The following is a 23,889-nucleotide window of genomic DNA, read 5'->3' as shown; positions in this document are numbered from 1 at the left end:
GCAAGTGGGCCTGCGAGGGCTTGGCACTTCCATGGATGTACTCACGCAGGGCGCGGCCGAGTGGGCCGAAGGCGGCAGCGCGGCGCCGGCGGAGCGGTACGTCAACCGCGAGCTTTCCTGGCTCTCGTTCAACCGCCGGGTTCTCGCCGAGGCGGAGAACCAGCGCTATCCGCTGCTCGAACGGCTGCGCTTCCTGTCGATCTCCGCCAGCAATCTCGACGAGTTCACCATGATCCGGATCGCCGGGCTCGAGGGCCAGGCGACTCGCGGGATCGAGACGACCGCGATCGACGGGCTGGACCCGCGCCAGCAGCTCGCCGCGATCCGCGAACAGGTGCTCGCACTCGACAGCCGGCAGCAACGCACGCTGGAGACGCTGCGCGGCCTGCTCGCCGAGCAGGACATCCTGATTGCGGAGATCGACGAACTGGACGAGCGCCAGCGCGCTTGGCTGGAGACCTATTTCACCACCGACATCCTGCCGCTGATCACTCCGCAGGCGATCGATCCCTCGCACCCGTTCCCGTTCGTCGCCAATCTCGGCATGGGCGTGCTGTTCCGGCTCAAGCGCGGCAAGCGCCAGCCCGACCTGGTCGAGATGGTGCTAATCCCCAGCGGCGCCCCGCGCTTCGTGCGGGTGCCTGGGGAGAAGGCGATCTACGTCGCGATCGAGAAGCTGATCGTGCGCTATGCCGACCAGCTCTTCCCCGGCTTCCGCATCCTCGGCGACGGGCTGTTCCGCGTGCTGCGCGACAGCGACATCGAGGTAGAGGAGGAAGCCGAAGACCTCGTCCGCCTGTTCCGCACCGCGATCCAGCGGCGGCGGCGCGGGCGCGCGGTGCTGCTTGAGCTTGACGAGAATTGCGACCCCGCCGCCGAGATGCTGCTGCGCGAGCAGTTCGACGTCGATACGGCGATGGTCGCCAAGACCGCCGGCATGCTCGGCCTACGCCACCTGAGTGCGATCTGCGGCGAGCCGCGCCCGGATCTGAAGTTCGCGCCCTTCGCCTCCCGCTATCCCGAGCGCATCCTGGCCCACGACGGCGACTGCTTCTCCGCCATCCGCGAGAAGGACATCGTGATCCAGCACCCCTACGAAAGCTTCGAGGTGGTGGTCGACTTCCTCCACCAGGCGGCAATCGATCCGGCGGTCGTGTCGATCAAGCAGACGCTCTACCGCGCGGGCGACCAGTCGCCGGTGATCGCCGCGCTGATCGATGCCGCGCAGGCGGGCAAGGCGGTGACCGCCGTGGTCGAGCTCAAGGCCCGCTTCGACGAGGAGCGCAACCTGCACTGGGCAGCCGAACTCGAACGTGCCGGGGTGCAAGTGATCTACGGCTTCATGGATTGGAAGACCCACGCCAAGGTCAGCTTGGTCGTGCGGCGCGAGGAGGAAGGCTATCGCACCTACTGCCACTTCGGCACGGGCAATTATCACCCGACCAATGCACGGATCTACACCGACCTCAGCTATTTCACGGCCGATCCGGCGCTCGGGCGCGATGCGGCCAAGCTGTTCAATTTCGTCACCGGCTATGTCGAGCCGCGGGGCACCGAATGCCTGGCAATCTCCCCGCTCGGCCTCAAGCAGAAACTGTTCGAGCTGATCGACCGCGAGATCGAAAACGCCCGTGCCGGCAAACCCGCGGGCATCTGGGCAAAGGTCAATGCGATCACCAACAGCGAGCTGATCGACCGGCTCTATGCCGCGAGCGCGGCCGGGGTCGAGATCCAGCTTGTGGTGCGCGGCATCTGCTGCCTGCGCGCCGGGGTGCCGGGCCTGTCGGAGAACATCGAGGTCAAGTCGATCATCGGCCGGTTTCTCGAACACGGCCGCGTCTGGGCCTTTGCCAACGGGCACCGGCTGCCGAGCAAGCACGCCGCGGTCTATCTGACCTCGGCGGACGCGATGAGCCGCAACCTCGACCGGCGGGTGGAAGTGCTGGTGCCGCTGGCGAACAAGACGGTTCACGACCAGGTGCTCGAACAGGTCATGCTGGCGAACATCCTCGACACCGAGCAGAGCTGGCAGTTGCAGCCGGACGGGGAGTACGCGCGGATGCGCATGGGCGAAGGCGGCTTCAACTGCCACGATTACTTCATGAGCAATCCCTCGCTCTCGGGCCGGGGCGCAGCGCTGAAGGCGGGTGCGGTGCCCAAGCTGCGTCTGGAAGGAACCGGCGCGTGACAAGCTTGCGTGCCTTCGCCTGGCGCGGCCTGCGCGTGGCCCCCGCCGATCGCCGGGCCGTGATCGACATCGGGTCGAACACCGTGCGGCTGGTCGTCTACGACGGGCCCCAGCGCGCCCCGCGCACGATGTGGAACGAGAAGGTCGTCGCGCGGCTCGGGCGCGATCTGACCGAGACCGGGCGCATTCCGGACGAAGCGAGCGAGCAGGCGCTTGCCGCCCTCGCCCGTTTCGCGCTGCTGACCCGCGAGCTGGGCGTGACCGACGTACAGACGGTCGCCACTGCGGCGGCGCGAGATGCGGAGAACGGCAGCGAGTTTCTCGAACGCGTGCGCGTGCTCGGGCTTGCGCCGAACCTGTTGAGCGGAGAGGACGAGGCGATCGCCGCCGCCTACGGCGTGATCGGCGCGTTTCCCGATGCGCGCGGAACGGTCGCGGACCTCGGTGGGGGCAGCCTCGAACTGGTGGCGGTGGCGGACGGCGCCTGCCGCAACGGTGCGACGCTGCCCCTCGGCACCCTGCGCCTGCCGGCCCTGCGCTCGGAAGAGACGCCGGGCTTCAAGCGGGCAGTGAAGAAGGCGTTTGCAAAGGCAGCCGGAGCGACGACGCAGGCCGGGCCACTCTATCTGGTCGGCGGAACCTGGCGCGCGCTCGCCGCCTACGCGATGCACAGCGCGCGGCATCCGCTGACCGATCCGCACGGCTACCGTCTCGATGTGCAGGAGGCCGATCTGACGGCCCGTGCGCTGGCCCGCACCGATCCAGCAAAGCTCGTCGAGATCGAGGGGATCGGGGCGATGCGCGCGCCATCCCTGCCCGACGCCGCGGCACTGCTCCGGATCATGCTCGACGAGATCAAGCCGGAGGGGCTGGTGTTCTCGAGCTGGGGTCTACGCGAAGGCTTGCTATACCGGCGCCTCGATACGCTGGAGCGGGCGAAGGATCCGCTGATCGTCGCGGTGGCCGATTTCGCCGCACCGATGAAGAGCGCGATCACCGACGCCGCGCTGATGTCGGCCTGGGTGGTCGGCGTGACCGAACCCGGCGGCGGCGAGAACGAGCGGTTACGCCTCGCCGGCGCGCTGCTGTCGCTGGCGCTTCACCGCGTGGAGCCGAACTTCCGCGCGAGCCAGGCGGTCGAATGGGCGCTCGACAAGCGGTGGATTGGTCTGGATGCCCACGGGAGAGCGCTGCTCGCCGCGATGATGCTCGGAAGCTGCGGGAAGACCTCCTGGCCCAAGCGCGTCGCCGCGCTCGCGCCGGAGGCGGATCTCAGGCAAGCGGTGGGCTGGGGCCTCGCCATGCGCCTCGCTCGCCGCATGGGGGCGACGTCACGCGTGTCCGTGACCACGAGCGCGCTCGAACGCGATGGGAGCAAGCTGGTTCTGCGTCTCGACGAGAGCCGCGCCGCGCTGGCTGGCGAGGGCGTTATGCGCGATCTCGCCGCGCTGGCGGAATGGCTGGAGCTGACGCCGGAGCTGCGGGTCGGCGGCTGAGCGATCCAGGTCCAGAGCTCATAGCCGTCCTCGCTGGTGGATGACGGCTGCCACGCATACTATGCATCGGCAATGCGCTCAAAGATGTCGCTTCTTCTGTTCTGCTTCGTAGCGGGATGTGTGACGGAGGAGCCTGCGCGTTACCTGGAGTTTGGATGCGAGGATATTGCCGTGGTCGGGCGAATCAAAACGCTCAACCAAACGGCCATCCAAGGCTCCGATCCGCTCTCGGACTGGCAAAGTGCATATCAGCTTCAGATTCACATCAAGCGGGTAGTTCGCGGTAGCGAACGCAGGCGACTAGTCTTGGCGACAGCCATAGCGCATGCCCAAATTCGCGATGACCGTGATTTCCTGATTGTCCTCACGCCAGACGGTGCCGGCGGCTACTCCGTGGCGGCGGCCTCTTTGTGGCAATACCGGCCCAAGCTCAGCGCGTCATGCTTGCCGGCGTCTGGGATCAGGTGATGGACGCTATCGGAGATCGCCTACGACGGTGACATCGAGACGATCGACAGCACGTCCGTTCGCGCTCATCATGAGTCGGCGGTCTAATCCGCGGTCGCTGGCGCCGCGAGCGGGAAGTAGGGAATGCGCACTTCCAGCGGCGTGCCGTCGGCGCGGTGGAAGGTGTAGAACCCCTCCATCGATCCGTGCGGGGTGCCGAGCGGGCAGCCGGACACGTAGTCGTGGCTATCCCCGGGCGCGAGCACCGGCATCTCACCCACGACACCCTCCCCGTCGACCAGGTTCACGCCGCCGCGCGAGTCGGTGATCCGCCAGTGGCGCGTGATCAACTGCACCCGCTCATCCGAGCCGTTCTCGATCCGGATATGATAGACCCAGAACCACTTGCCCGCCTCGGGCTGCGACTGCTCGGGCAGGAAATTCACCGCCACGCGGACGGTGATCCCTTCGGTGATCGCGGCGTGCTGGAACAACTGTTTCATCGCGTGAACGAGAATAGAGGCAATGGGCGGGGCCGGTAAAGGGCGGTTTTCAGGTGATTTGGCGTTCGTCGTCATGCCTGACGCCGCAACGGCCGCGGGTTGGTCAGAAGCCAGCGGCGGCGAGCGCGCGGTCGAGGTCTTCCTTCAGATCTTCCGGATCCTCGAGCCCGACGTTGAACCGCAGAAGCCCCTCGCCCACGCCCATTTCAGCACGCGCTTCGTCGGTCATGCTGGCGTGGGTGGTACTGGCGGGATGGCACATGAGACTGCGGGCATCGCCGATGTTGTTCGAGAGGTCGATCAGCTCCAGCGCGTCGAGCAGCGCGAAAGCCTTCTCGCGGCTTTCGACGTCGAACGCGAAGATCGGGCCGAAGGCGTCCATCTGCTTCGCGGCGATAGCGTGGCGCGGGTGGCTCTCCAGCCCCGGATGGAGCACGCGGGGCACCCGGCCTTCGACAAAGCGGCCGAGCTCCAGCGCATTCTCGCTCTGGCGGTGCGCGCGCAGCGGGAGCGTCTCGAGCCCCTTGTGCACGACCCAGGCGTTGAAGGGCGAGAGGTTGGGCCCCGTGTTGCGCTGGAACGGCAGCAGGACCTCGTCGATGAACTCGCGCGTGCCGCACACGGCGCCCGCCAGCACTCGGCCCTGCCCATCCATCAGCTTGGTTGCCGAATAGGCGACGACGTCGGCACCGAACTCCATCGGGCGCTGGAGCACCGCGGTGGCGAAAGCGTTGTCGACGACTGTGGTAATGCCGTGGGCCTTGGCAAGGCCGCAGACGAATTCCAGGTCGACCACGTCGAGCGTCGGATTGGCCGGGGTCTCGAAGAAGAACACTTTGGTGTTCGGGCGAATGGCGGCTTCCCACGCGGCATCGTCGGTGCCGTCGATTACGGTCGCCTCGATCCCGAAGCGCGGACACAGGTGATCGACTAGCCAGCGGCACGACCCAAATGCGGCGCGCCCCGCAACCAGGTGGTCGCCCTGCGAGAGCTGGCAGAGGAGCGCCGCGGTCATCGCCGCCATGCCGCTCGCCTGTGCGCGGCATGCCTCGGCACCCTCGATCAGCGCGATCCTCTCCTCGAGCATGGCGACCGTCGGGTTCTGCAAGCGGGAATAGGTCATCCCCTCGGCTTCGCCAGCAAAACGCGCGGCAACCGTGGCCGCGTCGTCGTAGCTATAGCCGGAGGTGAGAAACAGCGCCTCGCTGGTTTCCCCATGCTCGGAGCGCCATGCGCCTCCTCTTACAGCACGGGTAGCTGGGCGCCAGGTGCGTGTGGCGGCGCGGTTCATTCCGGTGGTCTTTTTCATCGCGGCCGCTCTAACGACGGGCAAGCCCCACGCGCAATGAAAAAGGAATATCCGTTACAGAACCGCGCCTACCAGAACGCAGGCGAGCGAATCAGACGCTCACAGGATCTTCATCGTCATCATCGGTCACGAGCAGGGCAATCATGCCCACGGCCGCGATCGCGACGATGATCAGCGCCGGGCCGATCCGACCAGCGAGTTCCGATTCTCCGCTCACGGGCTCGGAAGCGCGTTCGGCGACTTGAGCCTGCGCTGCGACCGGAGCGGCGACCAGCGACGCCGCAGCCATAGCTGGGAGGAGATTACGAAGTTTCATACACAATTACCCTTCCGTTCGGGACCGAAGTTCCTGAGGAGAGACGGGCACTAGGACAAAACGTTCCCGGGGGTCACCCATTTTTTTTAAGAAATGCAACGGCTCGGCGTGCACACGTCACGCCTCGCGCAAATGGGATACGTCTTCGTGCAAGGGCGGCGGGTCCTGTGGAGCACCCTCCTCCCAACCGTCCTCGCTGCGCCACATCCGCGTGCGGCACCAACGGCAGCGACCGACATAAGTCTGGCCTTCCCGGCGGATGCGTCGCCGATTGACCTGGTGGCCTAGAACCATACAAACAACGTGACGAGCCATTTCGCGCAACTCCGTTTCCGTGCGCCCCCGACACTTGTTTTTTTCCGACCGGCTTCTCCCCATGTGAACGTCCGGTAGATCGGCCTATACAGCGGTTTATTAACTAATGTAACGCCCCGTTCGGCTTGCTCCATCGCGGGACGAGCACTATCCGTCGCGTCAATGAACGAGGCGCCCGATCATCCCCGCGATCCGGCCGGATGGAGCGCCGCGATTGCCGTCGCCTTCTTCATCCTATGCCTCATGCGAATCGCCACGCCGGGCACTCCCTATTTCGACGAAATCCACTACTTGCCCGCCGCGCGTGCGCTGCTCGACGGGAGCGAATACCTCAATCGCGAGCACCCCTTGCTGGGCAAGGAGATTCTCGCGCTCGGCATTGCGCTGCTGGGCGACAATCCGTGGGGTTGGCGGCTGTTCCCGGCGCTCGCGGGCACGGGCGCGCTCTATGCCTTCATGCGAGCGCTGTGGTTCGCGAGCCTCTCGCGCTTCGCTGCGATTGCCTACGGCGTGCTGCTGGCGAGCGGATTCGCGCTGTTCGTGCACAGCCGTATCGCGATGCTCGACGTGTTTTTCGTCGCCTTCCTCGCGCTTGCACTATGGCAGTGCGCCGCCGCCATGCGCGAGCCCGAAACGGGGCGAGGCCGGTTAGCGACCGCGGGCGTAGCGATCGGGCTCTCGATGGCCGCAAAATGGAACGCAGTGCCGCTCGCAGTCGTCCCCGGCCTCGCCTTCTTCGCCGCGCGGCTGGCGGCGGGGCGGCGGCGGCTCTTCACCAGCCGCCGGGGGATTCCGGTGCCCGGCGTGTCGCTGCTCGAAGCGGCGCTGTGGCTCGGCCTCGTGCCGCTGGCGGTCTACGCGGCGACGTTCCTGCCGGCCTACGGGTTCGACAAAGGTGGGCTCCAGCCCGGTGGGCTGATCGAACTGCATCGCCAGATCATCGCGCTGCAGGAAAGCGTGGTCGAACCGCATCCTTACCAGTCGCGCTGGCCAGAATGGATCTTCAACCTGCGCGCGATCTGGTATCTCTACGAGCCGGTCGACGGCGCGCAGCGCGGCATTCTGCTGATCGGCAATCCGCTGACCATGCTGCTCGGCCTGCCGGCGATGGTCTGGGCGATCTGGAGAGGCGTCGGTGGCGACCGCGCGGCGCTGGCCGTGACGGTGCTCTACGCGGTGAGCCTGGGTTTCTGGATGGTGGTGAACAAGCCGATCCAGTTCTACTACCACTATTTCCTGCCGAGTTGTTTCCTGCTCGCCGCGCTGGCGCTGGCGCTCGACGAGCTGCGGCAGCGCGGCTGGCGGCGCCTGACGACGGCGACGCTCGTCGCCAGCGTGGCGCTGTTCGGCTGGTTCTACCCGATCCTCAGCGCCGCGCCGCTGGCGGGCGAACAGAGCTTCGCCTTCTGGATGTGGCTCGACGGCTGGCGGTGACACAACAATGGCGGAATTATCTCCGCCGCCAGACGAAGCGGCTCGAGAGGGCGTAGTTCCACACCGCTCCCACCACGATCCCCGCCCCGGCGGCGAGGAGCCAGTAGAGGCCCTGCTGTTTCAGAAGTCCCGCCACAGCCACGTTCGCCACCGCGCCGACCGCGCAGGTCGCGCAGAAGGCCGCCCATCCGCGCAGGAACGCGACCATTCCCGTCAACCGCCGGTCGCGGTAGGTCAGCCAGTTGTTGAGCCAGAAGTTGAACGTCATTGCGGCGAACGTCGCCGCCGCCTGGGCCGGTAGAAATGCGGTGCCGAGTGCCCGGTAGAGCAGCGTCAGCACCGCGAGGTGAACCAGCACGCCCAGCCCGCCGACGGTGCCGAACAGCGCGAAGCGGGTTGGAACAACGCGGCCGAAGCTCTTGTCATAAAGGCCGACCAGGAAGTCGAACGCGATCGCGCGGTCGAGCTTGCTGGTGCCGCTGCGGCGCTCGCCGAACTGCAGCGGAAACTCCTTCACCCGCAGAGGCGCTGGCGCGCTCGCGAGCAGATCGAGCAGAATCTTGAAGCCGATACCCGATAGCCGCGGGACGAGCGCCCGCGCTCTGGCGGTTTCCATCAGGAAGTAGCCGCTCATCGGGTCGGTCAGTTCGATTCCCGCGATCCGCCGCGCGAGGTGGTTGGCCAGGCGAGAACCCTTCTCGCGGCGTGCGGTCGGGAGCCCCTCAAGGCTTGCGCCCGCCACGAACCGGCTGGCGACGGCCACGTCGCATGCCCCGTGCTGCACCGCATCGAGCATCGCGGGGAGCAGCGCGGGATCGTGCTGGTGGTCGGCGTCCATCACCGCAACGAACGGCGCCGCGGTCGCGCAGATGCCCTCGATTGCCGCCGAGGCGAGCCCGCGCCGTCCGATCCGCTCAATGCCCCTCACCCGCGGGTCCGCACGGGCAAGCCGCCGCGCTTCCTCCGCCGTGCCGTCCGGACTGGCATCGTCGACCACGATCGCCTCCCACCCGTCAGGCCCGAGCGCGTCGGCTATCCGCGCGATCAGCGGCGCGAGGTTGTCTCGCTCATCGAGCGTGGGGAGGACGATGGCCAGAGTGAGAGACGGCGATGCCATGCTATTCTCTTGTCGCTCCTGCCTTCACAGGGGCGACGGAAAGGTCGAGGCGAGTTGGCCTCAAAGCCGCTCCAGCACCGCAGCGCCGACCGCTTCCGTACCCGCATCGCCGCCGAGGTCGGCGCCACGTACACCGTCGGCGAGCGCCTTCGCCACCGCAGTTTCGATCCGCGCGGCCTCGGCCTCGCGCCCGAAGCTGTGGCGTAGCATCATCGCAGCAGAGAGGATCGTCGCCATCGGATTGGCTTTGCTGTGCGCAGCAATGTCGGGCGCGCTGCCGTGGATCGGTTCATAGAGACCAAAGGTACCGTGCTCTGTCTGCCGCTCTCCCAACGAGGCGCTGGCAAGCAGACCTATCGAGCCGACGCACATGCTCGCCTGATCGGAGAGGATGTCCCCGAACAGATTACCGGTCACGACCACGTCAAACCGGCCTGGATCGCGCACGAGCTGCATCGCTGCGTTGTCGACATACATGTGTTCGACCGCAACATCAGGGTATTCCGTCGCGACTTCATTCACCACGTCGCGCCAGAGCTGGCTCGTCTCGAGCACATTGGCCTTGTCGACGCTGACGAGCCGCCGGTCGCGCGCCTGCGCCGCGCGGAATGCGACGTGAGCGATGCGGCGCACCTCGTCCTCGGCGTAGCTCATCATGTCCCAGCCCTGCCTTCGCCCGTCGCCGAGCGTGCGCATGCCCTTCTCACCGAAATAGACGTCGCCATTGAGCTCACGCACGATCAGCAGATCGATCGCGCAGGCGATCTCGGGCCGCAGCGCAGACATAGTTTCAAGGCCGGGAAAAGTTGTCGCTGGCCGCAGGTTCGCAAAAAGGCCGAGTTCCGCTCGCAGGCCGAGAATGGCTTGCTCGGGCCGCAAGTGCCGCTCCAGCCCGTCACAGGAAGGATCGCCCACCGCGCCGAACAGCACGGCGTCGGCGACACGCGCCATCTCGAGCGTTTCGGCAGGCAGCGGGTGACCATGCCGATGATAGGCTACGCCGCCGACATCGCCTTCGAACAGCACCATGCCGGGCAGGTCGAGCGCCTGGAGCACACGCACTGCCTCGCGCGTGACTTCTGGGCCGATCCCGTCGCCGGGGAAGATAGCGATCTTCATGGTGCTGGATTTCCTCCGTCATTGCGCGCGGCATGGCTGCTGTTGCCGACGACCGGAGCGACGTTTCACCCGGCCATTTTCGCCAACCGCTCGCGCAGCATGGTGCGGGCGGCCATAACATCGCCCCGGCGGTCGGCAAGCAGGTAGCGCTCCAGCAGAGGCCCTTGTGCAGCAAGGATTTCCAGCAGCGGCTCAAGCCCGGCTTCGGCAGGCGGCGGCCCGCCGCCGTAGCCAAGCTCGCGCAGCAGCAGCGCCTCGTAGCCGACCAGCGCACGGAGCCAACCGCGCGCGGAGGGGGCATGACAGATCGCGTCAAGAAGCGCCGTCAAGGCACTATAGAGATTGGGGTAGGCATTACGCTCCGGCAGCGCGGTGGCGGTCAGCGCGGTGACCCAGCCGATCGCAGCGGCCGGGAGCGGCTCGGCCAACCAGGGGCCGCGGCTCTGCACCAGTTCGAGCCTGGCGAACGGAAGCTGGCTGTCCGACCGCGCGCGCAGGTCGACCTCCACGACATTGCCCGGGATCACCACTGGCCGAAGCTGCCGCCCGCGGCCGCCCGCCACGTAACCGGCGACGAGTCCATGCTCCTCGGTCAGTACGCGCGCGATCACCGCCGTCTCCCCATGCGGCCGCGCCGCGAGGAGGATGGCGGGTGCGCGAAAATTCATCGCGCGGGGCGGTTCAACCGCCGCCGATGCGGGCTTCGAGGGCGGCGAGGCGGTCGGCGAGGGCTTCGTTTTCCTCGCGCGCACGGGCGGCCATGGCCTTAACCGCGTCGAATTCCTCGCGGCTGATGAAGTCCATCCCGCCCATCGCTTCCTTCACCCGCTCGCGCGCGCTTTCGCGTGCCTCGCGGGTCATGCCGGCGAATGTGCCCGCGGCTCCGTTGAGGAGTTTCACGAAATCGGCGATCATCGGGTTCTGGCTCTGCATGCGCGCTATTTGGGCGCGAGAGGCGCGAAGCTCAACTCAAATTTCGATCCGCTGCACGGCACCGCGACCGGCGCCCGCCCCGTCCGCCTCGGGGTTGAGGCGCAGGAACTCGTAGTTGAGCAGCGTCGCGAAGAGAATCCACGCCAGATAGGGCAGCAGGAGCAGCGCAGCCGGCCGGCGTACCCGCCAGAACAACACGATCGTCACCACCACCAGCACATCAAGCGTCAGCAGGATGCCGAGCGCGGCGATGATCTGGTGCAGGCCGAAGAACACCGGCGTCCACGCAAGATTGACCACGAACTGCGCGCCGAAGAGCACGACCGCCGCCGTCCGGCCGCGCGCGCCGGAGGCTGCACAGACGAGCGCGAGCGCGAAGCCCATGACCGCGTAGAGAATCGTCCATACGATCCCGAACCACATCGGCGGCGGGAAGATGCCCGGCCTCGTCAGTCCGGCGAACCACTCGTTGTCGGGGCCGCTCTGCGCGAGATTGCCCGCAAGAAAGCCGAGCAGCATGCAGGCGGGGACAGTGAACAGCGCCCAGCGCACGACGCTGGCGCGCAACTGTCCGCGCGAAGCAAGAGCGGTCATGGAATCTCCCCCAAGGCCTGCGATTCGGCCGCGGCGAATATTGACGGGACTCCTCCGGTCGCACAAGCAAGCCGCCCTGCGGCGTGCCAGTGCGGGATCGCGCTCAATTTCGCGCCGCCGAGATCAGGAACTCGACGTTCCCCTCGGGCCCGGTGATCGGGCTCTCGACGATCCCCTGCACCGCCCAGCCCGCACCTTCGAGCCACGCCCGCACGTCATCGCACACGCGCGCGTGCAGCGCCGGATCGCGCACCACACCGCCCTTGCCGACTTCCTCCCGCCCGACTTCGAACTGCGGTTTGATGAGAGCCACCAGTCGGCACTCGCCTGCAACCAATTGCAGTGGTCTTTCCAGCACCTTGGCGAGCGAAATGAAGGACGCGTCGCAAACGACCCAGTTGCATTCGCGGTCGATCTGCTCGCGCGTGAGAATGCGCGCGCTGGTCTGCTCGAGCACCGTGACGCGCGGGTCCTGCCTCAGCTTCCAGGCGAGCTGGTTGGTGCCTGAATCGACCGCGAAGACATGTTCGGCACCGTTCTGCAGCAGCACGTCAGTGAAGCCGCCGGTCGAGCTACCGACGTCCATCGCCACCGCGCCTGAAGGGTCGAGCGCGAAGTGCTCCAGCGCATGCGCCAGCTTGATCCCGCCGCGCGAAACCCATGGATGATCGCGTCCGCGCACCTCGAGCGGTGCGTCTTCCGGCAGTTGCTGACCGGCCTTGGCGAGCTTGGTTTCGCCTGAGAACACGAGGCCTGCCATCACCAGCGCCTGCGCACGGGTGCGGCTTTCCGCGAGGCCGCGGGCGACGAGCAACTGATCGAGGCGCTGTTTGGCAGGCATGGACCCGAACCCCGTTACCGGTCATTGTCGCTTTGAGAAACCGGGAGATTCGCTTGAACTACCGCTGCGCCCTTGCCGTTGCCACAACTTGCCTCGCGCTCGCCTCCTGCATCACGCCGGCGCCGGAGCCGGCCCCGCCCGCTCCAGCGCCGGAGCCGGTGGCGCCCGCGCCGGCTCCGCTGCCGGTGACACAGCCGACCTACGACAACTGGATGGACGCGCCCGCGACGCCGGGCGACTGGTACTTCCGCAGCACGTCCGGCGGATCGCAGGCGGTCTTCGGCCCGGCGAACAGCGAGGCGATCTTCGCGCTCACCTGCAATCGCGCAGAGCGCACGATCGCAATGACCCGGGCCGGCAGTGCAGCCGGGGCAACGGCGATGCACATCCGTACCGAGACCCGCGAGCGCGCAGTTCCTGCGCAGCAGGCGGGCACCCAGTTGCCGATGCTCGCCGCGACGCTGCCGGCGGCCGATCCGCTGCTGGAGGCGATGGCATTCTCGAAGGGGCGGTTCGCGGTCGAAACGCAAGGCCTGGCGACGCTCTACATTCCAAGCTGGCCCGAAGTGACTCGGGTGATTGAGGACTGCCGGTAAATCCCCGCGCCTGAGCGGCAACAAAAAGGCCCGCGAAAGCGCGGGCCACAGCGATCAATTCTGACGTGGGAAAAGTTTTTTTCAAGGCTTGTTTTCCGCCACTCACTGACTCACATTCCCAGGTGAGGCCAGCGGCGAGCGCGGTTCTCACCCGGCGGTGAAACGCAGGGTTCGGCTTAATAGCGCGAAAGGAGGTGATCCGATGTCTCATGGTTCAGCAGGGAGGTCGGTACGTTTCCGCGCGAGGCACTATCGCTGAGCAGACAGCGATAGAGGTTTCGTGAGCGGCGCTATCGGCCGCTGACCATGCGAAAGGTCGTTTCGGCTCAGGCCGAAGCGGCCTTTCTCATTTTGCGGCTCGGGGCTTTTTCGCGAAAGGATCGGTCTTGCCCTGCCCGCTTCTCCCCATTACGCGGCGCTCATGGATTTCGAACATATCCCCCACGCCGCCCCGGTTCCCTCCGCCACGCGCGATGAGGCGCTCGCCAACCCTGGTTTCGGCACGCTGTTCACCGATCACATGGTCGAGATCGACTATGATGCGGACAAGGGGGGATGGTTCACCGCGAGAGTCTGCCCGCGTGGTCCGATCAGCCTCGATCCGGCCGCGGCGGTGCTGCACTACGCGCAGGAAATCTTCGAGGGCATGAAGGCCTATCGGCAGGACGACGGCGGGATCGCCCTCTTCCGGCCCGAGGCGAACGCACGGCGCTTCAACCAGTCGGCCGACCGCATGGCGATGCCCCATCTGCCCGAGGAGCTGTTCCTCGAATCGATCCGCCGCCTGCTCTCGGTCGACAAGGACTGGTTTCCCACCGTCGAGGGCGGGTCGCTCTACCTGCGTCCGTTCATGTTCGCGAGCGAGGCGTTCCTCGGCGTGCGCCCGGCAAAGCAGTACAAGTACCTGCTGATCGCAAGTCCGGCGGGCAACTACTTCAAATCGGGCGCGCCCGCGGTGAAGATCTGGGTCAGCCGCGACTACGTACGCGCGGCTCCGGGCGGCACGGGCGCCGCCAAGACCGGCGGCAACTATGCTGCGAGCCTGGTGCCTCAGGCCGAGGCGATCGAGAAGGGCTGCGACCAGGTCGTGTTCCTCGATGCGGCGGAGCGCAAGTGGGTCGAGGAACTGGGCGGCATGAACCTGTTCTTCGTGTTCGACGACGGCAGCGTCGTCACCCCGCCGCTCGGCGGCACGATCCTGCCCGGTATCACCCGCGACAGCCTGATCCAGCTCCTGCGCGATGAAGGGCTGGAAGTGCGCGAGGAACCCTATTCGATCGACCAGTGGCGCGACGATGCGAACAGCGGACGCCTGATCGAGACGATGGCCTGCGGCACCGCGGCGGTCGTCACCCCGGTGGGCACCGTGGCCGGGCCGGACGGCGAGTTCACCATCGGCGGCGGCGGCCCCGGTCAGATCACGAGCAAGCTGCGTGAGAAGCTGGTCGGCATCCAGCGCGGTCGGGTGGATGATACTTACGGCTGGGTCACGCGGTTGAGCTAATTTGGCTCCCGCCGCTCGAGCTCCTCACATCGGCGGCAGCGCTCGGCGCAGTTCCTCCAGCCACACGTCGGCCACCGCGTCGCTCGGTGCGCGCCAGTCGCCGCGCGGGCTCAGGGCGCCCCCGGCGCTGACCTTCGGACCATTGGGCAGCGCGCTGCGCTTGAACTGGCTGAAGGCGAAGAAGCGCTTGAGGAAGTTCTCCAGCCACTTCGCGATTTCGGCGAGATCGTATTCGTTCTTGGCCGCTTCCGGAAATTCCGCAGGCCAGAGGCCGCTGCGTGCATCCTTCCACGCATGCCACGCGAGAAAGGCGATATGGCCCGGTGTTTGGCCCCACCGGATTGTGTGGTGGAGGAAGAAGTCGTTGAGCTCGTAGGGGCCGATGATGCTCTGCGTGGACTGGATCTGGCCATCTTCGCCAGCGGGTACGAGTTCGGGACTGATCTCCGTGGCCAGGATCGCTTCGAGCACCGCGTCCGTCTCGGGGTCGAACTGGTCGGTGCGCGTCGTCCAGCGGATCAGATACTGGATCAGCGTCTTGGGCACGCCTGCGTTGACGGCGTAGTGGCTCATCTGGTCGCCCACACCATAGGTGCACCAGCCGAGCGCGAGTTCGGACAAGTCGCCGGTGCCGAGCACGAAACCCGAATGCTGCCCGGCGAGGCGGAACAGGTAATCGGTGCGCAGGCCCGCCTGCACGTTCTCGAACGTCGTATCGTAGACCGGCTCGCCCCCCGCAAACGGATGGCCGATGTCCTCGAGCATGCGCTGCGCGGCGGGGCGGATATCGATCTCCTCCGCGGCGATGCCCATCGCCTCCATCAGCTTCCAGGCGTTCGACTTCGTCCCTTCCGACGTGCCGAAGCCGGGCATGGTATAACCGCGGATCGTGGTGCGCGGCAGGCCGAGCCGGTCGCAGACCTTGGCCGCGACGAGCAGCGCGTGGGTGCTGTCGAGGCCGCCCGACACGCCGAGCACGATGTGCTGGCCTTTCGTGGCCTGAAACCGGCGCGTGAGCGCGTCGACCTGGATGTTGAACGCCTCGTAGCAATCCTCGTCGAGCTTGTGCGGGCGGTTGGGGACGAAGGGAAAGCGGCGGATAGGGCGGATCAAGCCGCTGTCGCCCGGCACCGCGGCATGCTCGAAGCGAACGCGTCGGTAAGAATCCTCGGGCCGTCCGGCAGCCTCCGTGCCGTCGTTGAAGGTCTGCATCCGCATCCGGTCGCCCAGGATGCGGCGGACGTCGACGTCGGCAAGGCACAGCTCGGGCTCCAGGTCGAAGCGCTGGCTTTCGGCCAGCAGATCGCCGAGCTCGTAGACCATGCCCTGCCCGTCCCACGCGAGATCGGTCGTGCTCTCGCCGTGACCGCTGGCGGAATAGGCATAGGCGCAGACCGCCCGGCTCGACTGCGAACGGCACAGCATGTGCCGCTCGTCGGCCTTGCCGATCGTGATGTTCGAGGCCGAGAGGTTGAGGACGATCGTTGCCCCGGCCAGCGCCGCGCGGGTAGACGGGGGCTCGGGAGCCCAGAAGTCCTCGCAGATTTCCACGCCGAAGCAGAAGCCGGGCAGGTTCTCCGCTTCGAACAGCAAGTCGGTGCCGAAGGGCGCAAGCTCCCCGTTCACCGCGATCTCCAGCCCGGTGCAGCCGCGCCCATGGGCAAACCAGCGCTTCTCGTAATACTCGCGGTAGTTGGGCAGAAAGCTCTTGGGTACGACCCCGAGCAGGCGCCCGCCCGCGATCACGAGCCCGCAGTTGTAGATACGGCCGTTCCTGCGCAGCGGGGCACCGATGACCGCGACCGGCGACAGCTCGGCGCTCGCCGTCACGATCTCGCCCACACCGCGTTCGACCGCATCGAGCAAAGCCGATTGCAGATGAAGATCGTCAATCGCGTAGCTGGAGAGGGAGAGCTCGGGAAACAGCACCACGTCCGCCTGCCGTTCGTGCGCATTGCGCAGCTCGGCGAGGATGCCCGCGGTATTGGCCGCGACGTCGGCGGTCCGCGTGCGGGGGGTGGCGGTGGCAACGCGCACGAACCCATGGGTGCGGCGGTCGAAGAACGGGTGATCGTTACGGTCGGTCATGCGCGGAGCGCGTTGTCCACCATGTCCAGCGCGACTGCAAGCGCGGCGATGCGCACGCCGTCGCGGCCGATCGCACCGAAGTGCTCCTCGCGGTGGGCGATCTCCCCGTCATGGGCACCGCAGGCGAAGTGGACCAGGCCTTCTTCATCGTCATCGTCCCCCGGCCCCGCAAAGCCGGTGATCGCCACGCCGATCCCCTTCCGCGAACGGTCGAGGGCGCCCTTCACCATCGCGATCGCAATCTCCCGGCTCACCGCCCCGCACCGCTCGAGCTCGCCGCGGTCGACCAGCAGCAAGTCGCACTTGGCATCGTCCGAATAGACGACGAAGCCGCGCTCGAAGATATGGCTGCAGCCCGGCACATCGGTCAGTAGCGCTGCAAGCAAGCCACCGGTGCAGCTTTCGGCGGTGATCAGCGGGACCTCACGCTCGGCCGCAAGCTCGAGCACCTCGCAGGCTTTTTGCGACAAGTCTTCCGGCAGGATCGGGTCCAGGGTTTCGGTCTTGGTCACGCGGCAAGCAACTCCTCGGCACCGGGCGCCTTCTCGAGCAATTCAATAAGTCCGCGTTCTTCGCGGGTCAGCCACTGAGTCGACCGCGGAAGCCGCAACGAGGAACGCCATTCCTCCTGCTGTTCGACCAGATCGATGACCGCCGGGTGGACATAGCTCTTGCGGGTTATCGCAGGCGTGTTGCCGAGATGCTCGGCGACGACGTCGAGCATGGCCTTGAGCGTCAGCCGCTCTTCCGCCCTGGCCAGCATCTGAAAGCCCAGCACGCTCGCATGCCAGGTGCGGAAGTTCTTGGCGGTGAAGTGCTCGCCCATTGTCTCGCACAAGTATTCGTTGACGTCGTGCGAGCCGACCGCGTGCAACTCACCCTCGTCATCGACGTACTGGAATACGTGCTGCCCGGGCAGGTCCTGCATCGTGCGCACCACTCGCGCGAGCGCCCCGTCGGTCAGCGAGACTTCGCGCAGCTTGCCGGACTTGCCCTTGTAGCGCAGCCGCAGGGTCCTGCCGGTCACTTCCGCATGGCGCTGGCGCAGCGTGGTCGCGCCGTAGCTGCGGTTCGTCTTGGCGTAGCCCTCGTTCCCGATCCGCATCGCGCCGAGATCGAGCAGGCGAACGACGCTCGCGATCGCGCGCTCGCGGGTGAGCTTGCGGCCGGCGAGATCATCCTCCACCCGCTTGCGCACCAGCGGCAGGAGATTGCCGAAGACAAGGCAGCCGTCGAACTTCTCGCCCTCACGCGCGGCGCGGAAATCCGGGTGATAGCGGTACTGCTTGCGCCCCTTGGCATCGATCCCCGTGGCGAGGATGTGCCCATTCGGCGCGGGGCAGAACCAGGCATCGGTGTAGGCGGGCGGCAAGGCGATCGCGTTCAGACGCTTGCGCTCCGCCGGGTCGCGGATCAGCTTGCCGTGCGCGTCGTAGTACGCCCAGCCCCTCCCCGACCGCTTGCGCGTGATGCCCGGCAGCTCGTCGTCGACATAGATGAGCTTGGGCGGGCGGGTGGCCATGCGAAGTGGAACCGCGCTTCCCGCTTGCGGTTCCGCAAGTGCCGACCCATTTGGTGCTCTCGACGCACAAACAGGGAGCACGCGATGGCCGATCCGACCTACACCCCGCCCGAAGTCTGGACCTACACCGAGAGCGGCGGGAAGTTCGCCGGGATCAATCGCCCGACCGCGGGCGCACGGGAAGAGCGCGAGTTGCCTGTGGGCGAGCACCCGTTCCAGCTCTATTCGCTCGCCACGCCCAACGGGGTGAAGGCCGGCGTGATGCTGGAGGAACTGCTCGAAGCCGGTCATGCTGCCGAATACGATGCTTGGACGATCCAGATCTCCGATGGCGACCAGTTCACCAGCGGCTTCGTCGATGTGAATCCGAACAGCAAGATCCCCGCCCTGCTCGACTGCAGCGGCCCCGAGCCGGTGCGCGTGTTCGAAAGCGGCGCGATCCTGCTGCACCTGGCGGAGAAGTTCGGGACGCTGCTCCCCACCGACCACACCCGCGCCGAAGTGCTGAGCTGGCTCTTCTGGCAAGTCGGCAGCGCACCGTTCATCGGCGGCGGCTTCGGTCACTTCTACGCCTATGCGCCCGAGAAGTACGAATACCCGATCAATCGCTACGCGATGGAGACCAAGCGGCTGTTCGACGTCGCCAACCAGCGCCTGGCGCAAAGCGAATACCTCGGCGGGAAAGGCTACACGATCGCCGACATCGCAACCTGGCCCTGGCTCTCCCCGTTCGTCATCGGCGGCATCTACGGCGAAGCGCGCCAGTTCCTCTCGATCCACGAATACGAGCATGTCGAGCGCTGGGTCAGGCAGATCGCCGAGCGCCCCGCCGTCCGCCGCGGCCGTATCGTCAACAAGACCTGGGGCGAGGACGACGAGCAATTGCACGAGCGCCACTCACCCGCCGATTTTGCCGGAAAGAAGCTCTGATCGCCCCCTTCCCCTGGCGGATCAAACCGCTATAGGGGCCCGCGCTGCTGGGGCGTCGCCAAGTGGTAAGGCACCGGTTTTTGGTACCGGCATTCGCAGGTTCGAATCCTGCCGCCCCAGCCACCGAGTCCTCTGGATTCGGTTCCTTTTGCAGCGCTTAGAGCGAAATCCCGCAGCTGAGAAAAAAGACACCGCCAACCCGTTAGACTGGATTCCGCGGTTACTTTGAAGATTTCCGCAATAATTTCATCTGCCGGGAGCAGCCGGAGTCGGTTCTGCAAGGAAAGTTGCGCTCAGCTGCGGCCGACATTGCTGACGCTGCCATTGCGCCGCAGTTTGGAGAAGTCACCTGTTGTCCGTCCCTTGCTAGTCGCAATCTTCAGCGACAAGAATGTGGAGCAGGCCGCCGCCCGCGTCGTGGATGTGGCGGATCTTCGGCTTCGACCGCAAGGCCGAGAGGTCGAACGCGGTCGGTTCGGCGAGGCGGACCATGATGCGTCCTGGCGCGCGCGCGATGCTGACGACATTGGCCTGCCCGCCCAGGAGGTCGTAAAGGTCAGGAACGGCCGCATGCGGCTCCTGCGGTGGCGGCGGCTCGGGCTCGTCCCCCGACGCCGCCATATCTCCCCGAGCGCGTTGCCCGGCATGGCCAATCTCGGCGCAGAGCAGCTCGGCTGTCGGCCCCACGATCACCTGGAGCGTATCGGCGGTCGGACGGATGGTGCCTCTAGCACCGAGCGCCGTGAGCGCGGTCTCGTCGACGCGCTCTGGATCGCGGAGAATCAGCCGCAGCCGCGTGGTGCATGCGCCGAGCTGAACAATGTTCCCGGCCCCGCCGAGCGCCTCCAGCCAGGCGCCGCCCTTGTCGCTCTCGCCGCCTTGCGTATCCCCTTGCGCGGGAATCCCCTCGGCGCCGCGTCCGGGCGTCGCGAGGTCGAAGCGTCGGATCACGAAGCTGAAAGTGAAGTAGTAGATCGCGAAATAGGCCAGCCCGACCGGCAGGAGCAGCAGCGGGTTCGTAGCGATGCCGTAGTTGAGGACGTAGTCGATCAGGCCGGCGGAGAAGCCGAAGCCCAGCTTCACCTCGAGGAGGTCCATCACGACCATCGACAGCCCGGTCAGCACTGCGTGCACGAGGTAGAGCAGCGGGGCGAGGAAGATGAAGGTGAACTCGATCGGCTCGGTGATGCCGGTCAGCGCGGATGTCAGCGCCATCGAGAAGTAGAGGCCCGCGACCTCCTTGCGCCGGGCCGGCAAGGCCGCGCGGTACATCGCGAGGCAGGCGGCGGGCATGCCGAACATCATCACCGGGAAGAACCCGGCCATGAAGCCACCAGCGGTGGGATCGCCCGCGAAGAACCGCCTGAGATCGCCGGTCGTGCCCTCGAAATCGCCGATCACGAACCACGCGACGTTGTTGAGGATGTGGTGCAGCCCGGTGACGATTAACAGCCGGTTCAGCGCACCGTAGAGGAACAGACCGACTTCGCCCGCACCGACGATGGCGCGGCTGGCGTGGTCCATCGCGCTCTCGGTCTCCTGCCAGAATTCGCCGAACAGGAAGCCGAGCGCGAGGCCGGCCGCGCCGCTGACGATGGGGACGAAGCGGCGGCCGCCGAAGAAGGCGAGGAATTCGGGCAGGCGGATGTCGGAGTAACGATTGAACAGCACCCCGGAGAGGATGCCGCACAGGATTCCGATGGGGACGCCCAGCTTGGCCATGGCCGCGTCGCGGTAATCGGCGAGCGCGCGGGCGACCTCCTCCGCCGTTCCTCCGTCGAGCGTCCCGGGCGGCAGGTCGATCAGCATCTTCGCGCTGTTGGTGGCGACGAGGAAGGCAACCAGCCCGGCAAGCCCCGCGGCGCCATGGTTGTCGCGCGCGAAACCGATCGCGACGCCAACCGCGAAGATAATCCCGAGATGCGCGAAGATCGCCTCGCCTGCAGCGGAGATGAAGCCGATGTCGAGCAGGTCTGGCTGGCCGAGGCGCAACAAAAGCCCGGCAATGGGAAGGACGGCAATCGGCAGCATCAGCGACCGGCCGAGCTGCTGAATGCCAGCGAACAGTCGCCTCACTCCGCCCTCCCCAACAGCCTGCCAAGCTCGCCGCGCGCTTCTTCCGCCGACGCGGCGGCTAGCGCCGCCTCGGCAGCGGCGCGGCACTGCTCAAGCGTGAGCGCCGACAGCCACTGCTTGATTTCAGGCACGCGCGCGGCGCTGACCGACAGTTCGCGCGCGCCTAGGCCGACGAGCACCGCAGCCGCCAGCGGGTCGCCAGCCGCGCCGCCGCAGATGCCGAGCATTCGGCCGTGCGCACGGCAGCCCTCGGCCGCGATTCCGACGAGACGGGTCACGGCCGGATGCAGCGCGTCGAGGTCGCGCGCGAGATCGGAATTGGTGCGGTCCGCCGCGAGCGTATATTGCGTGAGATCGTTGGTGCCGACCGACAGGAAGTCGGCCTCCCGCGCGAGGGTGCCGGCGATGAGCGCCGAGGCGGGCGTTTCCACCATCGCCCCCAGCCTGACCGGTGCCGCATGCCCGGTCTCCGCAAGAACGCGATCGAGCATCGCGCGCAACTGCGCGAATTCGCCGGCCGAAGACACCATCGGCGCCATGATGTGCGCGGTGCGCCCGCCGGCGCCGCGCAGGATCGCGCGCATCTGCCCGGCGAGCAGCTCGGGATAACGCAGGCCCACACGTATCCCGCGCACGCCGAGCGCAGGGTTGTCCTCCTTTGCAAGCGGCAGGTAAGGCGCCGGCTTGTCGGCCCCGATATCGAGCGTGCGGATGCTGACCGGCCGATCGCCGAAGCTCTCGATGATCGCGGCGTAGATTTCCGCCTGCTCCGCTTCGCTCGGAGGCTCGGCGCGGTCGAGGAACAGGAATTCGGTGCGCACGAGGCCCGACCCTTCGGCGCCGAGCCGCACGGCCTCCTCGGCATCGGCAACGCTGCCGATATTGGCGAAGACCTCGATCCGCTCGCCGCTGGCAAGCCGGGCTTCGCGCTGCGCCGTCGCCAGCGCCGCGCAGTAGCTCGCTTCGCGATCGGCCAGATTTTTCCGCAGCTCCTCGACTTCCTCTCTCGCCATGGCATGACGCAGCGTTCCCGCGTCGCCGTCGAGATAGACGAGTTCGCCTTCCTCGACCCCGCACAGCGGCTCGCCGAACGCCACCGCCATCGGAATGCCGGCCGATGCAGCGAGGATCGCCAGATGCGAGGTCGGGCCGCCGGCGACCGTAGCAATGCCAGCCACGCCCGCGGCCCGGAGCGGCTTGAGATCGGACGGATAGAGATCGCTTGCGATCACGATCGCGCCCGCCGGCGCGGTGGCTTCGCTCTCCCTGCCGAGCAGAATCCGCAACATGCGCTGTTCGAGATCGAGGAGATCGTCGGCGCGCTCCGCAAGCCGCGCGTCGGACAAGGCGCGGAGCGCCTCGGCTTCGCGCTGCATCACCGCCTGCCAGGCCCCCGCGGCGCTCCCCCCGGCGTCGATCTTCGCCTCCGCCACGGCAACCAGTTCCTCGTCCTCGAGGATCGCCAGTTGCGCCGACGCGATTGCCGCACCGGCGCCATCGTCTTCGTCGGCGAGCCGAGCGCGAAGAACGGAGAGGGCATCGCGAAGCCGCGCCTTCTCGGCCGGTGGACTTTCGGCATTGCCGGTGACTTCGATGCGCGCGCGATGGACGTAGTAGGCCGGGCCGATCGCCTTGCCCGGAGCGGCCGCGACGCCGGACAGCAGACCCGGCTCGGTGGGTCCGTCGGGATTGGCGCGGCGCAGGATGACGGGCTGCCCCGGCGCTTGCGGAGCCGCGTGTGGTTCGGCGATCTCGTCTCCCGCCCCGCGTTCGATCAGGGCGGCGATGGCCTCGACCGCGGCTTCGGCTTGCTCGCCGCGCGCCTCGATCTCGACCCGAGCGCCCAGAGTCGCGCCGAGCTTCATCAGACCGACGGTGCTCCCCGCTGCGGCGCTACGCCCGTCTGTCCGGAGCGTGACCATAGCGGGCCAGCGGCGCGCCTCCGCGGCGATCGCCGCACAAGGGCGTGCGTGGAGTCCATGCGGGAGGGGCAGGATCACTTCACGGGTCGCTACGGGCCCGTTCTCGACGCGGGGATCGCCGTTCGCGCCGCGCGCTCCCTCGCGGTGAAGCTCGAACAGCTCGGCTCCGGGCTCAACCAGGCCGTCGGGATCGGAGCGGAAGCTGAGCGAGCAGCCCCCCGCCTCCACCAGCACGATCGGCGTGGCGGCGCTCTTTCCGGCGGCGACGAGGGCCTCCAGATCGACCCGCAACAGCGGATCGCCCGTCTCCACCCGGTCGCCCACCGCGACTAGCGGCTCGAACGGCTCGCCTTTCAAGGAAACGGTGTCGATCCCGCAATGGATCAGGATCTGCGCCCCATTGCCGCAATCGAGCGTGACCGCATGGCGCTCTCCGGCGACCGCCGCCACTTCGCCTGCGCAGGGCGCGCGGATCACATCGTCGAGCAGTTCAAGCGTTACCCCGGGGCCGAGCGCGCCGCTCGCGAAGGCCGGATCGGGCGTCGCTTCGAGCGGCAGCAGCCAGCCCTTCGCCGGTGCATGGACCCGCAGCCTCACGAATTCGGCCGCTGATCCACCACGCGCCACACCTGCCTCCAT

21 protein-coding genes, 1 tRNA gene and 1 pseudogene are annotated in these 23,889 nt (G+C 67.1%); 9 read left to right on the top strand and 14 right to left on the bottom strand.

Annotated elements, in window-relative coordinates:
- The first annotated feature begins 31 nt into the window (after window positions 1-31).
- From D2V04_RS10190 to D2V04_RS10175, 4 genes and pseudogenes are all read left to right on the top strand, one after another.
- Entirely contained in the window at window positions 32-2,188 is a 2,157-nt protein-coding gene (locus tag D2V04_RS10190) for an RNA degradosome polyphosphate kinase (protein WP_119513553.1), read from the top strand.
- A complete protein-coding gene (locus D2V04_RS10185) occupies window positions 2,185-3,684 on the top strand; it encodes a Ppx/GppA phosphatase family protein (protein ID WP_228766364.1) in 1,500 nt (499 codons plus the stop codon). Before D2V04_RS10190 ends, D2V04_RS10185 begins: the two co-directional genes overlap by 4 nt.
- 84 nt (window positions 3,685-3,768) lie before the next feature.
- A complete protein-coding gene (locus D2V04_RS17945) occupies window positions 3,769-4,152 on the top strand; it encodes a hypothetical protein (protein ID WP_119513552.1) in 384 nt (127 codons plus the stop codon).
- Window positions 4,131-4,233: pseudogene (locus D2V04_RS10175) on the top strand (IS5/IS1182 family transposase); the annotation flags it as partial. The gene D2V04_RS17945 and the pseudogene D2V04_RS10175, both read left to right, overlap by 22 nt.
- Window positions 4,234-4,235: 2 nt before the next feature.
- Here the strand turns inward: D2V04_RS10175 and apaG are convergent.
- From apaG to D2V04_RS10160, 3 genes are all read right to left on the bottom strand, one after another.
- The gene (gene apaG / locus D2V04_RS10170; protein ID WP_119513551.1) at window positions 4,236-4,634 is read right to left on the bottom strand and encodes a Co2+/Mg2+ efflux protein ApaG; all 399 of its coding nucleotides are present in this window, start codon (window positions 4,632-4,634) and stop codon (window positions 4,236-4,238) included.
- 103 nt (window positions 4,635-4,737) lie between these two features.
- On the bottom strand, window positions 4,738-5,943 hold the full coding sequence (locus tag D2V04_RS10165) for a trans-sulfuration enzyme family protein (protein ID WP_119513550.1): 1,206 nt from the start codon (window positions 5,941-5,943) through the stop codon (window positions 4,738-4,740).
- 91 nt (window positions 5,944-6,034) lie between these two features.
- On the bottom strand, window positions 6,035-6,259 hold the full coding sequence (locus D2V04_RS10160) for a hypothetical protein (protein ID WP_119513549.1): 225 nt from the start codon (window positions 6,257-6,259) through the stop codon (window positions 6,035-6,037).
- Window positions 6,260-6,736: 477 nt separating this feature from the next.
- Here D2V04_RS10160 and D2V04_RS10150 point away from each other — a divergent pair, with 477 nt between their 5' ends.
- A complete protein-coding gene (locus D2V04_RS10150; RefSeq protein ID WP_119513547.1) occupies window positions 6,737-8,008 on the top strand; it encodes a phospholipid carrier-dependent glycosyltransferase in 1,272 nt (423 codons plus the stop codon).
- A gap of 16 nt (window positions 8,009-8,024) precedes the next feature.
- Here the strand turns inward: D2V04_RS10150 and D2V04_RS10145 are convergent, their stop codons facing one another.
- From D2V04_RS10145 to D2V04_RS10120, 6 genes are all read right to left on the bottom strand, one after another.
- On the bottom strand, window positions 8,025-9,125 hold the full coding sequence (locus tag D2V04_RS10145; RefSeq protein WP_119513546.1) for a glycosyltransferase: 1,101 nt from the start codon (window positions 9,123-9,125) through the stop codon (window positions 8,025-8,027).
- 60 nt (window positions 9,126-9,185) lie between these two features.
- Entirely contained in the window at window positions 9,186-10,244 is a 1,059-nt protein-coding gene (leuB, locus tag D2V04_RS10140; RefSeq protein WP_119513545.1) for a 3-isopropylmalate dehydrogenase, read from the bottom strand.
- Between the two features lie 65 nt (window positions 10,245-10,309).
- Entirely contained in the window at window positions 10,310-10,912 is a 603-nt protein-coding gene (gene recO, locus D2V04_RS10135; protein WP_119513544.1) for a DNA repair protein RecO, read from the bottom strand.
- 13 nt (window positions 10,913-10,925) lie between these two features.
- Window positions 10,926-11,177 (bottom strand): accessory factor UbiK family protein, encoded by a 252-nt coding sequence (locus D2V04_RS10130; protein WP_119513543.1) that lies wholly within the window; start codon window positions 11,175-11,177, stop codon window positions 10,926-10,928.
- A 36-nt stretch (window positions 11,178-11,213) separates the two neighbouring features.
- Window positions 11,214-11,771 (bottom strand): TspO/MBR family protein, encoded by a 558-nt coding sequence (locus tag D2V04_RS10125; RefSeq protein ID WP_119513542.1) that lies wholly within the window; start codon window positions 11,769-11,771, stop codon window positions 11,214-11,216.
- Window positions 11,772-11,874: 103 nt separating this feature from the next.
- On the bottom strand, window positions 11,875-12,612 hold the full coding sequence (locus D2V04_RS10120) for a TlyA family RNA methyltransferase (protein WP_119513541.1): 738 nt from the start codon (window positions 12,610-12,612) through the stop codon (window positions 11,875-11,877).
- Window positions 12,613-12,665: 53 nt separating this feature from the next.
- On the opposite strand from D2V04_RS10120, the gene D2V04_RS10115 reads away from it, so the two are divergent.
- A complete protein-coding gene (locus D2V04_RS10115; protein WP_119513540.1) occupies window positions 12,666-13,208 on the top strand; it encodes a hypothetical protein in 543 nt (180 codons plus the stop codon).
- A gap of 421 nt (window positions 13,209-13,629) precedes the next feature.
- Window positions 13,630-14,712 carry a branched-chain amino acid aminotransferase gene (locus D2V04_RS10110; protein ID WP_119513539.1) on the top strand — a complete coding sequence of 361 codons (1,083 nt, stop codon included), beginning with the start codon at window positions 13,630-13,632 and terminating at the stop codon, window positions 14,710-14,712.
- 24 nt (window positions 14,713-14,736) lie between these two features.
- Here the strand turns inward: D2V04_RS10110 and D2V04_RS10105 are convergent, their stop codons facing one another.
- Genes D2V04_RS10105 through D2V04_RS10095 form a run of 3 tightly spaced genes read right to left on the bottom strand, consistent with a single transcriptional unit; the run spans window position 14,737 to window position 18,322 of the window.
- Window positions 14,737-16,800, bottom strand: coding sequence for an NAD(+) synthase (locus tag D2V04_RS10105; protein WP_119513538.1), 2,064 nt, complete (start codon window positions 16,798-16,800; stop codon window positions 14,737-14,739).
- Window positions 16,797-17,312, bottom strand: coding sequence for a CinA family protein (locus D2V04_RS10100; protein ID WP_119513537.1), 516 nt, complete (start codon window positions 17,310-17,312; stop codon window positions 16,797-16,799). Before D2V04_RS10100 ends, D2V04_RS10105 begins: the two co-directional genes overlap by 4 nt.
- Window positions 17,309-18,322 carry a DNA topoisomerase IB gene (locus tag D2V04_RS10095; RefSeq protein WP_119513536.1) on the bottom strand — a complete coding sequence of 338 codons (1,014 nt, stop codon included), beginning with the start codon at window positions 18,320-18,322 and terminating at the stop codon, window positions 17,309-17,311. Before D2V04_RS10095 ends, D2V04_RS10100 begins: the two co-directional genes overlap by 4 nt.
- 84 nt (window positions 18,323-18,406) lie before the next feature.
- Between D2V04_RS10095 and yghU the strand changes: the two genes are divergently transcribed.
- Together yghU and D2V04_RS10085 are read left to right on the top strand one after the other, a co-directional pair.
- Window positions 18,407-19,252, top strand: a complete 846-nt coding sequence (gene yghU / locus D2V04_RS10090; protein WP_119513535.1) for a glutathione-dependent disulfide-bond oxidoreductase — start codon at window positions 18,407-18,409, stop codon at window positions 19,250-19,252.
- A 48-nt stretch (window positions 19,253-19,300) separates the two neighbouring features.
- Window positions 19,301-19,375, top strand: a tRNA-Gln gene (locus tag D2V04_RS10085).
- A gap of 243 nt (window positions 19,376-19,618) precedes the next feature.
- Here the strand turns inward: D2V04_RS10085 and nagE are convergent.
- Both nagE and ptsP read right to left on the bottom strand, forming a co-directional pair.
- A complete protein-coding gene (nagE, locus tag D2V04_RS10080) occupies window positions 19,619-21,328 on the bottom strand; it encodes an N-acetylglucosamine-specific PTS transporter subunit IIBC (RefSeq protein WP_267463452.1) in 1,710 nt (569 codons plus the stop codon).
- The gene (gene ptsP / locus D2V04_RS10075) at window positions 21,325-23,877 is read right to left on the bottom strand and encodes a phosphoenolpyruvate--protein phosphotransferase (RefSeq protein ID WP_182849729.1); all 2,553 of its coding nucleotides are present in this window, start codon (window positions 23,875-23,877) and stop codon (window positions 21,325-21,327) included. The genes nagE and ptsP overlap by 4 nt, the downstream gene beginning before the upstream one ends.
- Between the last annotated feature and the right edge of the window lie 12 nt (window positions 23,878-23,889).

The sequence above is a fragment of the Pelagerythrobacter aerophilus genome, assembly GCF_003581645.1.
GTDB lineage: Bacteria > Pseudomonadota > Alphaproteobacteria > Sphingomonadales > Sphingomonadaceae > Pelagerythrobacter > Pelagerythrobacter aerophilus.
Note: the sequence above shows the minus strand (reverse complement) of the source record. Positions and strands in the feature narration are given on the sequence as shown.

Coding starts and splice junctions, on each gene's coding strand:
- leuB (WP_119513545.1), bottom strand. CDS start 10,244: ATGAAGATCGCTATCTTCCCCGGCGACGGGATCGGCCCAGAAGTCACG.
- apaG (WP_119513551.1), bottom strand. CDS start 4,634: ATGAAACAGTTGTTCCAGCACGCCGCGATCACCGAAGGGATCACCGTC.
- D2V04_RS10095 (WP_119513536.1), bottom strand. CDS start 18,322: ATGGCCACCCGCCCGCCCAAGCTCATCTATGTCGACGACGAGCTGCCG.
- D2V04_RS10110 (WP_119513539.1), top strand. CDS start 13,630: ATGGATTTCGAACATATCCCCCACGCCGCCCCGGTTCCCTCCGCCACG.
- D2V04_RS10165 (WP_119513550.1), bottom strand. CDS start 5,943: ATGAAAAAGACCACCGGAATGAACCGCGCCGCCACACGCACCTGGCGC.
- D2V04_RS10190 (WP_119513553.1), top strand. CDS start 32: ATGGATGTACTCACGCAGGGCGCGGCCGAGTGGGCCGAAGGCGGCAGC.
- D2V04_RS10120 (WP_119513541.1), bottom strand. CDS start 12,612: ATGCCTGCCAAACAGCGCCTCGATCAGTTGCTCGTCGCCCGCGGCCTC.
- D2V04_RS17945 (WP_119513552.1), top strand. CDS start 3,769: ATGTCGCTTCTTCTGTTCTGCTTCGTAGCGGGATGTGTGACGGAGGAG.
- D2V04_RS10130 (WP_119513543.1), bottom strand. CDS start 11,177: ATGCAGAGCCAGAACCCGATGATCGCCGATTTCGTGAAACTCCTCAAC.
- recO (WP_119513544.1), bottom strand. CDS start 10,912: ATGAATTTTCGCGCACCCGCCATCCTCCTCGCGGCGCGGCCGCATGGG.
- D2V04_RS10160 (WP_119513549.1), bottom strand. CDS start 6,259: ATGAAACTTCGTAATCTCCTCCCAGCTATGGCTGCGGCGTCGCTGGTC.
- yghU (WP_119513535.1), top strand. CDS start 18,407: ATGGCCGATCCGACCTACACCCCGCCCGAAGTCTGGACCTACACCGAG.
- D2V04_RS10105 (WP_119513538.1), bottom strand. CDS start 16,800: ATGACCGACCGTAACGATCACCCGTTCTTCGACCGCCGCACCCATGGG.
- D2V04_RS10125 (WP_119513542.1), bottom strand. CDS start 11,771: ATGACCGCTCTTGCTTCGCGCGGACAGTTGCGCGCCAGCGTCGTGCGC.
- D2V04_RS10150 (WP_119513547.1), top strand. CDS start 6,737: ATGAACGAGGCGCCCGATCATCCCCGCGATCCGGCCGGATGGAGCGCC.
- D2V04_RS10145 (WP_119513546.1), bottom strand. CDS start 9,125: ATGGCATCGCCGTCTCTCACTCTGGCCATCGTCCTCCCCACGCTCGAT.